Source organism: Coleofasciculus sp. H7-1 (assembly GCF_057473865.1).
The window spans coordinates 12,853-27,991 of sequence record NZ_JBYCCT010000061.1; the positions used below are offsets into that span (position 1 = coordinate 12,853).

The following is a 15,139-nucleotide window of genomic DNA, read 5'->3' on the forward strand; positions in this document are numbered from 1 at the left end:
AGGCAACTTCCTCACCGGACCACTGACGGCTGACTACTAAGCTCTTAGCTCAATTACCGTTTTTCATCCAGCTGCACTCGGCTCACCATTTGGCGGGGAATGGCGATCGCTCGACCCTTTTGGTTGAGGTAAACACCATCTTCATCCCGACGAATCAGTTGCCCCGTCCACTCTTGCTGCCCTTCGTAGGGTTCGGATGTTGTGACAATTACAGGAAATCCCTTGAAGGAGATGAATTCCCGATCTGTCGTCAACTGGCGCGCAATACCGGGACTAGAAATTTCTAGGACATAGGCATCAGGAATGAAATCCGCCGCATCCAAAGCAGCCTCCAATGCCCGACTCATTCGTTCGCACTCATCCAGCCCTGTGTCAGCGTTGCAATTCCGGATGTCCACGCGCAGCACGGGTGGGCGTTGGTTGGTGTGAAAAACCGCCCCGACTACTTCCAAGCCCAAGGCTTCTGCCACCGGCGCTGCTAAATCAATAATTTGTGGAATCAGGGGATGAGTCATTGGAAAACTCCAATAAAAAAAGTGGGTGCTGCCCCACTTCCTGCGAACACTATATTCCAAGAAGTTTCTGGACGAATCCTGATGGATTCGCCTTCCTAACTTTGAGTTTAACTCAAGCGGTATGCGAGTGGCGAGTCGTCAACAGAGCGCTGAGGGAACTGGCAAGAAAAGAGATTGGCACCGAGCATTGGTACTTGAAGGTCTAGGAAAATAGGACTGAAGATTGTTAGCGTAGGCGCGTGTAAGCGCGGACTGAAGACTCAGTAGAAGCACAATTTTTATTCTGGGTGGCGGCGCGATCGCTGTCGGAGAAACTATCTGGTTAGTGCTTGACAATTTGACGGATCGCTCTTGTTTCTTCTAACACTTGCTCCAAATCTTGCTCGGACAAGCGCTGGACGTAGTTGAGTTTGATTTCCTCCAACATATCTAAAAGTAAAGATTGAATTTTTTGAACGGTCTGCTGTCTTTGCACCTCCGATCCTAAGGCTTCAGTGAAGTGTTCCATCAGCTGTTTGGAAAGTTCTGCGCCAACCGGATCGTCTTCCAGAGAGGCGGTGAGGGTGTTGTAGGCTGCAAGTGAGATTTCTTTTACCAGTTTTTCAGTCATCTGCGTGGGGATGGTACCCATTCCAGGTACTTGCTGGAGTCCCCGATAGAGGGGGGATTGGCTGAGGATTTTTTCAATGTTGTGCTGTAGAATTGCTTCTAAATCCGGCTGAATTTTTGGTAACACTTGATTGACGGTTACTTTCATCAATAGGGTAGCGATCGCTTCCACTTCATTAACATTGTTGATGTCAACGTAAGGACGAGTCTCCCGTCCTGATAACCACCGAGTCAGTTCTCCAGAGCGAATCGACCCTTGCAGCTGGTTAATTACCCGGATCACGATGACTTCTGCCAATTCTTCCGCAAAGTTTGCCGCAAATCCTCGGTTAATTTGCATCCGTATTGGTTCCAAGTTTAATAATTTTGCTTGGTGCAGGCGCATCACAACTGGAATGACGCGCAGCCACCGCCAAAAAGGTAGCAGCAGGAAGATATCATACCAGCGCCACATCATTGCTTCGAGCCAAGTGAGACTATTGTGACGCCGATGAATATAGTAGGTACGAAGCAAAAACTCAATGCCGAAGGGAATGATAAACCAGAGGTCAATTTTCCAGAAGTAGTCAACGAAATTACCTGTTTCCCCAACTGGGCGAAAATAATTCCTTGCGATCAAAGGCTGAATTTCTTGGTTATAAAAGGTAATTTCTTTTTCTACGCCAGCTTGGGATAAATAAGGCAGACTCCAAAAGGTGCTGAAAGATTGTTTAGCAGAATCCTTGCCAATGTGCTGACGCATCCGATTTTTGATTTTTTCCAGAGTCCCCGTCTTATTCGCCTCTGCAAACGGATTCGTATCAATCATTTCCACACTTCGTTGGCGCAGTTCCTCCAACAAGGTTGCTACTTCTGGCGACTGCAATCCTTCTGTCTGTTGCAGCTGTGCTTTGAGTTTTTCTACTGTATCCAGATACTGCTGTGTTTCTCGATGGGGTTCAATGCCTTTGATTGGGTCATAGATTCGAGTAAGGCTGCGAAATTCCCGCAGGTAGAAATCGCGCAGAGGAACGTAACTTAAGTCGAACAGCACCAAGCCTAAGTTAGCCACCGCCAAAAGTGCCATTACACGTTCAAACCACAAGTTACGACGAGATTGGGGCGTCTTTGCCAATTTTTGAGGTGACATGGAAAGGAAGAAGAGGTAATAGGTAATGGGAAAAAAGGTAATGGGGAAAAAGGTAATGGGGAAAAAGGTAATGGGGAAAAAGCTACTACCTACTACCTACCATCCATCACAATCTTCAATTACCAATTATCAGCTTGACAGACCCTCGGAAGCTTCAGTCAGATTTGATACCACTGATTGTTCGCCAATTGCTGATGTTGCCTTAAAAACAGAAGGATTCCATTGGATATCAGCACGGTGAAAGGTCGAACCCGGCAGCACACGCCACGCGATCGCTATTGGCTGTTGTGGCGATCGCTTGCTAAAAATAAACGATAGAATGCCCAATTCAGCTTAAACTGTAACTGTTCAAATCGCTATCGCGCTTAATCAGTGAGTGAGTGAGTGAGGAGATTGAGCTATGTGGAGTAGGTTTGGAATGCCTTTGGCTGCGGTGATCACCATAACCGCCAGCTTAGTCAGTTACCAAGTAGCTATAGCCGAACGCAGCCGCGATTACACACCAAGGGAATTTCGCTCCTTGTTGCGCGGCTTTGGGTATAACGTCACGATTGGAGATACTCTGACGGATGAAGCCACTACAAGGGCTATCCGCGAGTTTCAGCAGGGATATAAGCTAACACCTGTTGATGCTACAGCGGGGCCAAAGACACAGGATTTTGCCGCAAATATAACCAAAATTCTTCAGGCAAACTTGAATCTTGTGGTTAAGCCAAATCCGCCCCTTCCCCGCAACCAGTTTTATGGCCCGCGCACTGAAGATGCCATCAGGCAGTTTCAGAGACAATTTAATTTGCCGGTAACTGGCATCGCTACGTTACCAGTACGTCAGAGACTCGACCAAGAGGCAAGAAGAATCCTGGGACTTGAAGAGCAAGCGCCAGCGTCAACGCCAACACCAGAATCAGCGCCAGAACCAACACTAGCGCCAACACCAACGCCAACACCCCGCGCCACCCCAACACCGAGTCCCACGCCAACGCCACAGGTGAGTCCATCGCCAAGACCGACACCGAGTCCCAGTCCATCGCCAAGACCGACACCGAGTCCCAGTCCCAGTCCCAGTCCCAGTCCATCACCGACTCCCAGCCCCAGTCCATCGCCGTCAAGCTGATAAATTCAGGACTTACGCAAAGCTTATACACATAGGGTTTTTTCGGGTTCAATCCCCCTGTGGTTGCCCTCAGATGTGGTGATATTTGTGTAAGTCCTAAAATTTTTAAGCAGCTGTGGGTCTAAATTGCATAGCGATCGCGCTGCGTTGGTAATGGATAATTAGTCAGAAGTTAGTAGTCAGGAGTCAGTAGCAAAGCATTACTGACTCCTGACGATTACCAGCCTCAACTACTCAGCAATTTAAATCTCACGGTAGCTTAAAACTTAGCATTCTCTGGTAAAGGTCTGCCCTTAGGGGTCGGTGGTAATGCTGGGGGACGTTCGTAGGGCATGGGAATGTACTGCACGCTAGGACGTCCGCCTTGGGGCTGCGGGTAGAAATCCATCAGGTTATAGATTGACATTGGCAGCCCCACTGTAATCGGAAAACCGAGTTCCGTGGCTTCCTCGACCGTGATCGGATAGTCATGAGTGACTCGCCCCGTAGTGATAGCTTCCACAATCCGTTCGATGTTTTCGGGAGCAATTTTCGGTTGGGGAATATTGTCTTTCAGGAGGGTTCGGACAAACCGCTGTACCTGATCCATCGCTTTGCGCGACAGGTCTGCCATGATGATCGTGTTGTCGTCGATTTCGCTAATGGGCTTCTGTTCGATGACTTTGAGGATACTCGCCGCTGCCATATTTCCCAACTGGGGATCGACTGGCCCCAAGACGGCGTTGGCATCCATGACGATTTCATCAGATGCTAAAGCTAACATGGTGCCGCCGCTCATGGCGTAGTGAGGTACAAAGACGGTGACTTTAGAAGGGTGGCGAATCAATGCTCTGGCAATCTGCTCAGTTGCCAGCACCAAACCACCTGGGGTATGCAAGATCAGATCGATGGGAACGTCGGGGGGCGTGAGGCGAATTGCCCGCAGCACCTGTTCTGAATCTTCAATGGTAATGTAGCGCGAGATGGGAATTCCTAAGAAACTAATCGATTCTTGCCGGTGAATTAGCAAAATCACTCGACTATTGCGCGATCGCTCGAAATTCCGCAAAGCTTGGACTCGCTGAAATGCCAACCGACGTTGTTGGAAGGCAGGCAAGAGCGAACTGAGAGCCAGAAATACCCAGAAGATGTCAAAGAAACTAAAGCTCATTATTCCCTAGCAAGAATGCAGTATTCCCCCTTATTCTTCCAATATCTAGAAAATTGAAACTCTATCTGTAGAGCAAACTATTTCAGGAATGAAAATGGGGAATTGATAATTGGTAGCTTCCCCACTTCCCGGTTCCAGACGCGATAGATTGCGCCTAGAACCAGCTACTTTGCTCGCTTAGTGGCGGGCGATGCCCTCTTGACGGGCGGCGGCTTGCACGGCACCGGCGACGGCATTGACTACGCGCGGGTCAAACACGGAGGGAATGATATGTTCCCGGTCGAGGTCGGAGGGTTTGACTAAAGAAGCGATCGCGTAAGCGGCTTCTAGATACATCGTGGTCGTAATAGTAGTCGCACGACAATCGAGTGCCCCGCGAAAGACGCCAGGGAAGGCGAGGACGTTGTTAATTTGATTCGGGTAATCGCTGCGTCCGGTTGCCATAACGGCGACATCTTCTGTGACTAATTCTGGCTGAATTTCCGGAATGGGATTCGCCATTGCAAATACAATCGGATCTTTTGCCATCGAACGCACCATTTCCGGCGTCACCACTCCGGGCGCACTGACGCCTAAAAAGACATCGGCTGTCTGCATAGCATCTGCCAAGTTACCGCTGGCTTCTACGGCAAATTCTCGCTTTTCTGGGGTTAAATCGGCGCGTTGGCTGGAGAGAATACCTTTGGAATCGCACATCAAGATGGATTCTGCACCGGCTTTCTTGAGCAAACGAGCGATCGCTACCCCAGCAGCACCCGCCCCATTAATCACAATTCGCACATCCGCTAAGGATTTTTTCACTAACTTGAGGGCGTTAATCAAGGCAGCAAGGCTAACAATCGCGGTGCCGTGTTGATCGTCGTGAAACACGGGAATATCGAGTTCCTGCCGCAGTCGCGCTTCAATCTCGAAACAACGGGGGGCGGCAATATCTTCCAGGTTAACGCCGCCGAAAACTGGGGCAATATTTTTTACCGTGCGGATAATTTCATCCGTGTCTTGGGTATCCAGGCAAATGGGAAAGGCATCAATCCCAGCAAATTCTTTAAATAACATCGCTTTGCCTTCCATCACTGGCAACGATGCGGCTGCCCCCAAGTTGCCCAATCCCAGTACGGCACTGCCATCGGTAACAATAGCGACCGTGTTTTGTTTAATCGTTAGAGTGTGAACCTGTTCGGGGTCAGATGCGATCGCCATACAAATACGACCAACGCCGGGAGTATAAGCCATTGCTAGATCGGCTTGATTTTTCAGCGGAATCTTACTCTGCATCATGATTTTGCCGCTGCGGTGCAAGTTAAAGGTGCAGTCGTAGACATCAATCACCTTGACATCTGGCAACGCTTTCACGGCTTGGACAATTTGTTCGGCGTGTTCCGTACTGGCGGCATCGACGGTGATTTCTCGCACCACAATGTTGCGAGTCCGCTCGATTAAACTAATTTGACCCATATTACCGCCGACACTAGCGATCGCTGTGGTGACGCTTGCTAACATCCCAGCGCGATTGGGAATCTGGAGGCGAATCGTTAAACTGAAGCTAGAGTTGGGTGTTAGGTTTACCATGCTGAGTAAAGATTTTAGATTTAAGATGATAGATTTTGGATTGGGAATCTAAAATCCTTTCCTCCAAAATCCAAAATTGTACGCTCCTAGCCTAAAGGAGCTGCAAGTTTCCAATTGTACCCAGTTACACTACCGGATTAGCTGCCGCGATAATGGCGAGTCTCTATACCGAAATTGAAATTAATGCTCCTAAGCAGGAAGTTTGGCAGGTTCTGTTGAAAAAAGAAAAGTGGTATAAGTGGAACACTTTTTTATTTGACCTCGATCCAACGATGCCATTTAAGCAGGGGGAAGAGGTTTTACTCTCTGTGCGGCGCGTGCCGGGTGAGGAGGAAACTGAGTTTCAGCCGTTGATTACTAGAGTGCAGTCTGGACTTTGTCTCGCTTGGGTTTCCTCGATTCCTGGCTTTAAGAATGAGTATGTCTTTGAGTTGCAAGAGATTGGCTTTGGACGGACTAAATACTTCCACCGCAACACGTTCTCAGGGGTGCTGACTCGTGTATTTATGCCCTTCATTCGGGATGATGAGCAGCAAGGCATCAAGCGGATGGCGCGGGAGTTGAAGCGGTATGTGGAACGGATGTGAATTCTGGGGACGCCATGCCTTGGCAATTAGAAATCGCGGCTAAACAAACTAAGTCCGCCGCTGCGGATTCATGAAATTAAAACCCGCGCACCATCCGGGTTTCGTCTGTATAGCCGCGACTTCCACTCACCAAGGCAATTCGGTTACAAAAACTGTTACCAGCCCTTTTCTACAAGTTGCTGCCGAATAAGATTGTTTTAAGATAAGACTCCTTCAGAAGCCGTGGAACTCCAACTCCCACGGTTTTTCATTTTATATAGGTGCAGACTTCTCGATAAGGGAGAACTAGGGCTAGATTAAGTGAGAAATTGTCTAGCTTGCTTGTGGAGTCGTCTACCCATGCACCTGCGCCTGAAATCCCGTAGAGACGCGATAACTGCAAGTCTTCTACAATCGCTGCAACACTGCTCATTTGCCTGAGTTCTTCGATTCATGGGCGCTCATCGCATCCCTATGCGCCCTTAGAGGATGTTTGAGAAGTAACCGATCCCCCCTAGCCCCCCTTAAAAAGGGGGAAACAAGAGCCTCAAAGTCCCCCAATTTATCGGGGGATGCAAGGGGGATCTCCAAAGGGTTGGTGTATTGTCAGCAACTTTTCAAACATCCTCTTACCAACATTACTCACAGGCACATGGCAAAAGTTGTAGTCGATAGCGATAAAGTGCAACGGGTTGATCCCAAAAGACTCATAAGATCGCGGTAGGCGTGGGTTTGTTTGGAGATTTAGATTGCTTTTACACACAGAAATATCCTCAATTTACCCGGTTCTAACGCAGCAAAAAATTCGGCGGGATTTTGCTTTTTCGACTACACCGAATCAATGGGTGCTGGTTCCCAAACTTCTCCATATTTCTCCTGAAGAGACTGCCATGCTTCTACTTGCCCTGGTTCGTATTCTCCTGGTTTGCCCCACTGGAGAAATGCGCTCAATGCTGGTTCATTTTTGTCATCCAGGAAGCGAATTGCATAGGTAGTAAAGTTACCCCGTTTTGATTCGCCTGTTTCAAATTTTACCTGCTTGATAGCATCCATATTTAGGTGAAACTCGAATATATCGGCGTGCATATTAGCGTACTTACCTTTGGGTAATTCTGCATAAAACAGCTTTCTAATTGGGCCGCGTACTTCCAAAACAGCAGCACTGCTGGTAACAATCAGACGCAGTGTTCCTAAATTTTCGCAGGCTTCTAAAAATTCTTTCAGATTAGCGCTCATGGTGAATTTAAATGTTGAGAAAACTAAAGTTTGGTTGACATTAAGGTTAAACTAGGATAACCGATTGTCTAAGTAATCTTGGAATTTCGGGCACAAGATTCATGGCTGAAAAATAAATTTTTCCTCATGTTAAAGCATACAAAATCATCCATGCATCAAATTAGCTATCTCTACTGGCGGTACTCTTTCAGGCGATAAGGCGAATCTCTTCCACAGTTTCAGCTAATTCGGTCTTAGCCAGAACCAAATTGCCAATCTCTCTAATCCGTCTATTGAGAATATCTTAGGGCAAGTCAGCGGTGGCGATCGCTCGTTAACAGACTCATCCATATAGCAATCCTATTTTAGTTGTGAGATGCCAGCGCTTCAGCTCCCCGACTTCGTAAGAGTTGCCCTAGGATCTCGACTTCACGTTCACAGCAACTCAGCCAGGTTACTCGGCGGCACAGTCTAGTCTGTTAGTACAGGACAATTGTCAGCGCCAGCGGGTACTCTAACCTTAGCAGCGGTGCCTTGGGGCTGATGACAAGCTTCTACGAGTAATTATGTAACCATCGACTCCCAGGCGACGGCTCTTACATCCATGACGCATTTGGGCATCTTCAATCGCAATGCGCTGGTATGACTACTCCCTAGCGCATTTTCTAACAGCTGCGAAATCCACATTTATGCACGAGCTAACCATCAGTTTATTGTTTACTGATTCAAACAATTTATTCTCTGGAGCTATTTATCATTTAATTAACACAACTTAAACATCTCTATCGAAATCCCCGTTCTTGCACTCTTTGACCACAAATGACTTTTTTCAACAGGTCATCTAGGCAGGAAAACACGGCAATGATAAACTATTCCATAGGAACCATCCGTCCGACCTCTTCTTCTATTACAATCAACTTTTCCCTAGAAGCCTAGGGTGAGATTTTCCCTAGGGAAAATTGCACATCACGTATACTGTAGACAAGCGTTATCTTTGAGTTTAAAAACTGTGAGCCAGCCTGGTCGCTTCCTCTGGGTTACTGGTACGATTTTCCTTTTATGGGTAAGTAATTCTAGTCGCACCTTAGCACAAATTATTCCGGATGCTACGCTGCCAAATAATACCATTGCTATCCCAGAAGGCAACGCCATCCGCATTGAGGGCGGCACGCAAGTAGGCGGCAATCTATTTCACAGCTTTACAGAATTTTCCATTCCTATAAACACTGAAGCTTTCTTCAACAACGCCCTAGACACTCAAAATATCTTCAATCGCATTACAGGTAGCAATCTTTCTCATATTGATGGATTGATTCGAGCTAACGGTAAAGCTAGTTTATTTCTACTCAATCCCAATGGCATTATTTTTGGTCAAAATGCCAAACTCAATATAGGTGGTTCGTTCCTCGCCTCGACTGCTAACAGCATTCAATTTAGCAATGGAACTGAGTTCAGCGCTACCAATCCCAGCGCTTCCCCATTGCTAACGATAAATCTTCCGATTGGTTTACAATTCAATGGGTCAAATGCGGGAGTAATTCGCGTCCAAGGGTCGGGTCACAATTTCAGGTTCGGACAGACAGGCGGACTAGAGCCGAATACGACAACCGATGGTCTAGCGGTGCAAGCTGGTAAAACTTTAGCTTTAGTCGGGGGAGAAATCGCCTTAGAGGGCGGTAATTTAAAGGCTGAATCGGGAGCGATCGCACTTTGGTCAGTTACTCGTGGCTTATTGCCAATGCAAGTCAGCAGCGAACAAATCAGCTTCAACAATGAGCAAAAACTTGCAGAATTAGGCAATATCAACTTGTCTGGTGCTGCTTCAGTAGATAGCAGCGGCGCACAGGGAGGTTCGTTTCAGATACAAAGCCGAAATCTGAAACTAGAACAAGGTTCGCTCATCGTATCCCTCACACAAGGATCTCAACCGGGGAGAAGCGCCACCATCAATGCTTTGGATACGGTGGAACTGATTGGGAGAACAGCCGATGGTAGAATCGGTAGCGGCTTTTTTGTGCAGACGAATGGTCAGGGAAAAGGCGGCGATTTAACAATTACAACAGATCGGTTGCTGCTGCGAAATGGAGCATCCATTGGTATGGGAACTAATAGTTCTGGGAATTCTGGTGCTTTAAAGGTGCAAGCGAGGGATGTGCAACTGGGGGGTCTTTCAGCGAATGGATCGCGTCTGACGGGTATTTTTTCTAATCCTACTGGTGGCTCAACTGGAGTTGGCGGTGATGTGATTATTGATGCTAAACAACTATCCCTTGAAAATGGAGCTGTGATCTCTGTGTCTACCTTTGGCGCAGGTCAAAGTGGCAATATCATAGTTCGAGCCAATCAGGTACAAATACGAGGAACTTCTGCAACCGGGAGAATTGGTAGCGGTTTTTATGCCCGGACTAGCTTAAGCAATCTTGCGAGTTCTCCACCGCCGTTGACGGGAAATGCTGGCAATGTAACCGTAATTGCTGACAGATTGATCTTTCGGGATCGGGCAACAATTAATGTTGCTAATTTTGGGAAAGGTAATGCTGGTAACATTAATATTCGCGCTACCACAGTTGAGCTAGATAATAACTCGATTATTAGAGCGACTCAGCGGCAGGCGGAACAGGGAAATATTACGATTGAATCCCAAGATTTGCGATTGCGGCACAACAGCCTGATTACTACTAATGCCAGCAACATCATCTTGTTTGATACGGGTCAGACGATCGCCAATAATGATATGAGTACCAATGGCGGCAACATCATTATTAATACAAAAACGTTGGTCGCTTTAGAAAATAGCGACATTACTGCCAATGCTCAGCAAGGCTTTGGGGGTCAAGTAAGAATTAATGCTAGCGGCATCTTTAAAACTTCAAACAGCGATATCACCGCCACCTCTAGTCTGGGAACTCAGTTCAGCGGCATTGTCCAAATCAATACTGCCGATGTTAACCCTTCTACTGGCTTAGTCGCATTGCCAGAAAATTTGACTGACATCAGCGATCAAATTGCCCAAGGTTGTTCGGCTTCTAGGGGTAATAGTTTTGTTGTTACCGGACGCGGCGGTTTGCCCGCAGACCCCAATGAAACTTTATTAGGAAGTACTGTTTGGCGGGATTTGCGTCCCCGTATGGGTAATGCCTCGATCCCCGTCCCCGTTTCCCAGACTGCCTCCGCACGTACTCTAATGGTCGAGGCAACTGGATGGGTAAAAAATGCTAATGGTGAGGTAGAACTGGTCGCCAAATCTATCAATAGTGTGCCCCAAATTCCCTCTGATAAAATTGCTAATTGCAGCGTTTCTCAGTAATATAGCCATCTTCAATCATTCATAAAATATTCCGTTTCTCTTCTTTCTCTTCCTTAGCGCTATGCAGCGTTCTTGGCGGTTCATTAAATCTAAAAACTAATTTTAGATTGCTAGAGATTTCTGGAAAGAAGGATATTGATTTTTAGCCGCAGATAAATAGGAATAATTATTCAGTTTTGCCAAAGGTTTAATGTTAAAAATTCGTTTGCTCCAAAAAAGTATTCATTACACCATCTGGCTAGGCTTGCTGACACTGTTTTTGGTGACAACAGTTTTCCCAGCACTAGCGCAGACTAATCCTAAATTTTCTTATTCCGATTCTCAATTGGTATCTATTGTTAAAAATATTCCGGATTCTGACGATCGTTCAGAATCTAAAATTCAGAATGATGCCTTTGTACTAGAACAAGGTAGAAACCTTTATGAAGCAGGACGATTTGATGAAGCGATCGCGTTCTGGCAACAAGCGATTAAAAACCTTGAGGCGCAGGGAGATCGGCTCCAAGTTGCGATCGCTTTCAGTTATTTGTCGAACGCTTATCAAGAATTGGGACAATGGGAGCAAGCGAAAAGCGCGATCGCCCAAAGTCTCAATTTATTGCAAACCCAACCCGATACAGCCACTCTTGCCCAAGTTTTGAATACTCAAGGCAGTCTCCAGCTAGCAATGGGACAAACTGAAGCGGCTTTAGATACCTGGAAACAAGCTGAAAAAGCTTACGGTTCAGCAGGCGATGACGTTGGAAAATTGGGCAGTTTGATAAACCAAGCTCAAGCTTTGCAAGCATTGGGACTCTACCGACAAGCTAAAACAAACTTAGAACAATTAAATACCCAGTTGCAAAGTTTGCCAGATTCCTCGCTTAAAGTATCGGGATTGCGAAGTCTGGGAGTTACCTTGCAAGTAGTGGGAGATTTAACTCAGTCCCAGGAGATTTTAGAACAAAGTTTGTCGCTCGCCCAAAGGCTAAACTTGCCCTTAGAAACTAATGCCAGTTTATTTAGTTTGGGAAATACTCTTAGAACTTTACAAAAACCGAAAGAAGCGCTGGAAATCTACCAAAAGATAGTAGAGAATTCTCCCAATTCTTTAGTTATAGAAGCCCAACTGAACCGATTAAGCCTTCTAGTAGAAACTGAACAACCAGCCGCAGCCCAAGCATTATTACCCCAAATCCAGTCTCAATTAGAGAGTATATTACCCAGTCGCGCCGCTGTCTACAGTCGAGTCAACTTGGCTAGAACTCTCATAAAATTGGGAGATCGGGAAGAGCGATCGCAGATGGTCAATTCTCAAGAAATTGCCCAGATATTAGCAAAAGCTGTCGAACAAGCGAGAATGCTTAAAGACTCGCGTGCTGAATCTTACGCGCTGGGTCAACTCGGATACCTGTACGAACAAACGCAGCAGTGGGAACCAGCCGAGGCTCTGACGAGACAAGCACTAGCGATCGCGCAAGAAATTAATGCTTTTAGTATTATTGCTCGTTGGCAAGGGCAACTCGGCAAACTTCTCAAACAGCAAGGCGATATTCCGAATGCGATCGCTGCTTACACCAAAGCCGTTAATACCTTACAATCCCTCCGCAGTGACTTGATAGCCCTTAATCCTGACGTTCAACTTTCCTTCCGCGAAAACGTCGAACCCATTTACCGTGAGTTAGTGGAGTTACTGTTAGAATCTAATCCCAGTCAAACAAATATCAAACAAGCTCGTGAAGTCATTGAAGCGCTACATTTAGCAGAATTAGATAACTTTTTTCGAGAAGCTTGTTTAGATGTTAAACCCCAGCAAATTGATCAACTCGATCCTCAAGCAGCAGTCATCTACCCCATTATTTTGTCAAATCGTTTAGAGGTAATCTTATCTTTACCCGGAAAACCTCTCAGCCATTACACGACTAAGTTGCTGCAAAATGATATAGAAAAAACGCTGGAGCAGTTATTAGAATCTCTTAATTTATTTTTTTCAAGTGAAGTTCGTTTGCGCCTGTCTCAACAAGTTTATAGCTGGTTAATCCAACCTGCTGAAACAGAGTTAACCAAAAGTAATATCGCCACTTTAGTATTTGTGCTAGACGGTTCGTTGCGAAATTTACCAATGGCAGCGCTGTACGATGGCAAACAATATCTCATTGAAAAGTACAATATTGTAGTGGCTCCGGGTTTACAGATAGTTGCATCACGAGTGGGAAATGCGCCGTTAAGTCAGTTACTTGCCCAAAAGCGAACCAAAATTTTAGCAGGCGGAATTACCGAAGCTCGCCAAGGTTTTTCAGCATTGCCAGGAGTAGTATCTGAAGTTAGTCAAATCGCATCCGAAGTTCCGTCTAAAGTATTTCTAAATCAGAATTTCACCGAAACTAACTTACAGAAACATCTGAATACAAATTCTTTTTCTATTGTTCATTTAGCTACTCACGGTCAGTTTAGTTCTAGCTCAGATTCTACATTTATTCTGACGTGGAATGGCAGAATAAATGTCAAAGATTTTGAGAACTTATTACGTTCTAGAGAGCCGGGTACTTTTAATCCGATTGAACTATTAGTTCTGAGTGCTTGCCAAACTGCAACTGGCGATAAGCGAGCGGTATTAGGATTAGCAGGAGTAGCCGTGCGGTCTGGCGCACGCAGTACTTTAGCAACTCTCTGGTCAGTACAAGATGAATCCACTGCTAAGCTTATGGGCGAATTTTACCAGCAACTATTACAAGGAGAAAGCAAAGTTAAAGCTCTTCGTCAGGCACAGATAGCTCTGCTCAAACAGCCAAAATATGCTCATCCTTTTTACTGGGCATCATTCATTCTAGTAGGAAGTTGGCTTTGAATAGGCAGAAGTTTTCGGTCTAGTGACTTGGCACTCTGTGGAACTTTCGCTCCCATAAAGCCAACAGAGAGTTACCCAAATGTCTCAAGAGTTCATATCTGTGTGAAACTACGGAAATTTTGGGTTGTAAATAGCCAAATAGCATAGAAATTATAAAAGTCCATAAACATGATTACTGTTCTCGGAGGAGCTTTTTACAACAAGTAAGTATTTTCACGGAAGAAATCTACGTCTTATCCAGTAATAATTAAGTATAAACTCAGTAAAATCCTTTTTTTAGGATGTAAGAAAATGACACAGCAAAAATATTTTAGCGCTCTAACGCTAGTTGCATTTTTTCTATCACTAGGACTCATTATTGTTCCTAGCTTTTTAACCAAAGTGAGCGCCCAATCTGAGCCGGTTAACCAATCTCAAACTCTACCCGGTACTTCGATAGTTCGCGTAACTTTTGAGCCTCCAGGAAGTGGACAACCAGATGACACGGCAGGAGGTGCATCTCGTGGCGATGAATGTTCTCAAGCGGTAATCGCTATCGGTGGATGTGTTACTCCGCTGGTGCCAGCAACTACAACCAGGTTAACAATAGCAGAGCATCCAACATTCTTGGTTTATGTACCTCCAACTTCTGCTAAGGAAATATTTTTTGGATTAATAGACGAAAATAATAATTTTCATTACCAAGCAAAAATCCCGATTTCTAGTCAAGAAGGCATTCTTAGTTTCAAACTCCCGGATAATGCGCCACCTCTAGAAATTGACAAGAACTATCGGTGGACTTTTATCATCGTTGGCGAACAAGGACTCAGACCTGGTATCCCAGGCGTACAAGGAGAAATTCGACGAGTTAGACTCACCTCCGAGCTAATGAGCCAGATCCAGAATCAACCTCTACTAGAGCGTGCTGCTGTGTATGGAAAAAATGGGCTTTGGTACGATACCGTAGCTAGCTTAGCTGAAGCTAGACGCTTAGAGCCGAGTGAAGCAACCTTGGCTTCAACGTGGCAGGAATTGTTAAACTCGGTTGGGCTACAAGCGATCGCAACCAAGCCACTTTTAAACTAGGGTAAAGGAATGGAGATGAAAATTGAAAGTTTTGAGGATTTAACCTGAAAGACTATCCAAAACTCCTGAAACA

The 15,139-nt window shown here is 45.9% G+C and carries 11 protein-coding genes and 1 pseudogene; 6 read left to right on the forward strand and 6 right to left on the reverse strand.

The features are described 5' to 3' along the window. Positions 1–53 precede the first annotated feature (53 nt). Both rimP and AC2VDX_RS15160 read right to left on the reverse strand, forming a co-directional pair. Complete coding sequence (rimP, locus tag AC2VDX_RS15155; RefSeq protein ID WP_378183102.1) at positions 54–515, reverse strand: ribosome maturation factor RimP; 462 nt, start codon at positions 513–515, stop codon at positions 54–56. A gap of 322 nt (positions 516–837) precedes the next feature. Further along, positions 838–2,253, reverse strand: coding sequence for a hypothetical protein (locus tag AC2VDX_RS15160; RefSeq protein WP_378183105.1), 1,416 nt, complete (start codon positions 2,251–2,253; stop codon positions 838–840). 400 nt (positions 2,254–2,653) lie between these two features. Between AC2VDX_RS15160 and AC2VDX_RS15165 the strand changes: the two genes are divergently transcribed. Beyond that, positions 2,654–3,367 (forward strand): peptidoglycan-binding domain-containing protein, encoded by a 714-nt coding sequence (locus AC2VDX_RS15165; protein WP_378183111.1) that lies wholly within the window; start codon positions 2,654–2,656, stop codon positions 3,365–3,367. Positions 3,368–3,626: 259 nt separating this feature from the next. Here the strand turns inward: AC2VDX_RS15165 and AC2VDX_RS15170 are convergent, their stop codons facing one another. Further along, complete coding sequence (locus AC2VDX_RS15170; RefSeq protein ID WP_378183114.1) at positions 3,627–4,517, reverse strand: SDH family Clp fold serine proteinase; 891 nt, start codon at positions 4,515–4,517, stop codon at positions 3,627–3,629. Between the two features lie 177 nt (positions 4,518–4,694). Continuing rightward, positions 4,695–6,086, reverse strand: a complete 1,392-nt coding sequence (locus AC2VDX_RS15175; protein WP_378183116.1) for a malic enzyme-like NAD(P)-binding protein — start codon at positions 6,084–6,086, stop codon at positions 4,695–4,697. A 152-nt stretch (positions 6,087–6,238) separates the two neighbouring features. On the opposite strand from AC2VDX_RS15175, the gene AC2VDX_RS15180 reads away from it, so the two are divergent. Beyond that, complete coding sequence (locus AC2VDX_RS15180; protein WP_378183119.1) at positions 6,239–6,673, forward strand: SRPBCC domain-containing protein; 435 nt, start codon at positions 6,239–6,241, stop codon at positions 6,671–6,673. Between the two features lie 247 nt (positions 6,674–6,920). On the opposite strand, the gene AC2VDX_RS15185 is transcribed toward AC2VDX_RS15180, so the two are convergent. Both AC2VDX_RS15185 and AC2VDX_RS15190 read right to left on the reverse strand, forming a co-directional pair. Next, on the reverse strand, positions 6,921–7,085 hold the full coding sequence (locus AC2VDX_RS15185) for a hypothetical protein (protein WP_378183122.1): 165 nt from the start codon (positions 7,083–7,085) through the stop codon (positions 6,921–6,923). Positions 7,086–7,480: 395 nt separating this feature from the next. Then, complete coding sequence (locus AC2VDX_RS15190; RefSeq protein WP_378183125.1) at positions 7,481–7,888, reverse strand: ChuX/HutX family heme-like substrate-binding protein; 408 nt, start codon at positions 7,886–7,888, stop codon at positions 7,481–7,483. Between the two features lie 136 nt (positions 7,889–8,024). Here AC2VDX_RS15190 and AC2VDX_RS15195 point away from each other — a divergent pair. From AC2VDX_RS15195 to AC2VDX_RS15210, 4 genes and pseudogenes are all read left to right on the forward strand, one after another. Beyond that, a pseudogene (locus AC2VDX_RS15195) lies at positions 8,025–8,219 on the forward strand (hypothetical protein); the annotation flags it as partial. 657 nt (positions 8,220–8,876) lie between these two features. Then, positions 8,877–11,174, forward strand: coding sequence for a two-partner secretion domain-containing protein (locus AC2VDX_RS15200; RefSeq protein ID WP_378183128.1), 2,298 nt, complete (start codon positions 8,877–8,879; stop codon positions 11,172–11,174). A 190-nt stretch (positions 11,175–11,364) separates the two neighbouring features. Then, entirely contained in the window at positions 11,365–14,001 is a 2,637-nt protein-coding gene (locus AC2VDX_RS15205) for a CHAT domain-containing protein (RefSeq protein WP_378183131.1), read from the forward strand. A gap of 291 nt (positions 14,002–14,292) precedes the next feature. Continuing rightward, positions 14,293–15,066, forward strand: a complete 774-nt coding sequence (locus tag AC2VDX_RS15210; RefSeq protein WP_378183134.1) for a DUF928 domain-containing protein — start codon at positions 14,293–14,295, stop codon at positions 15,064–15,066. The last annotated feature ends 73 nt before the right edge of the window (positions 15,067–15,139 follow it).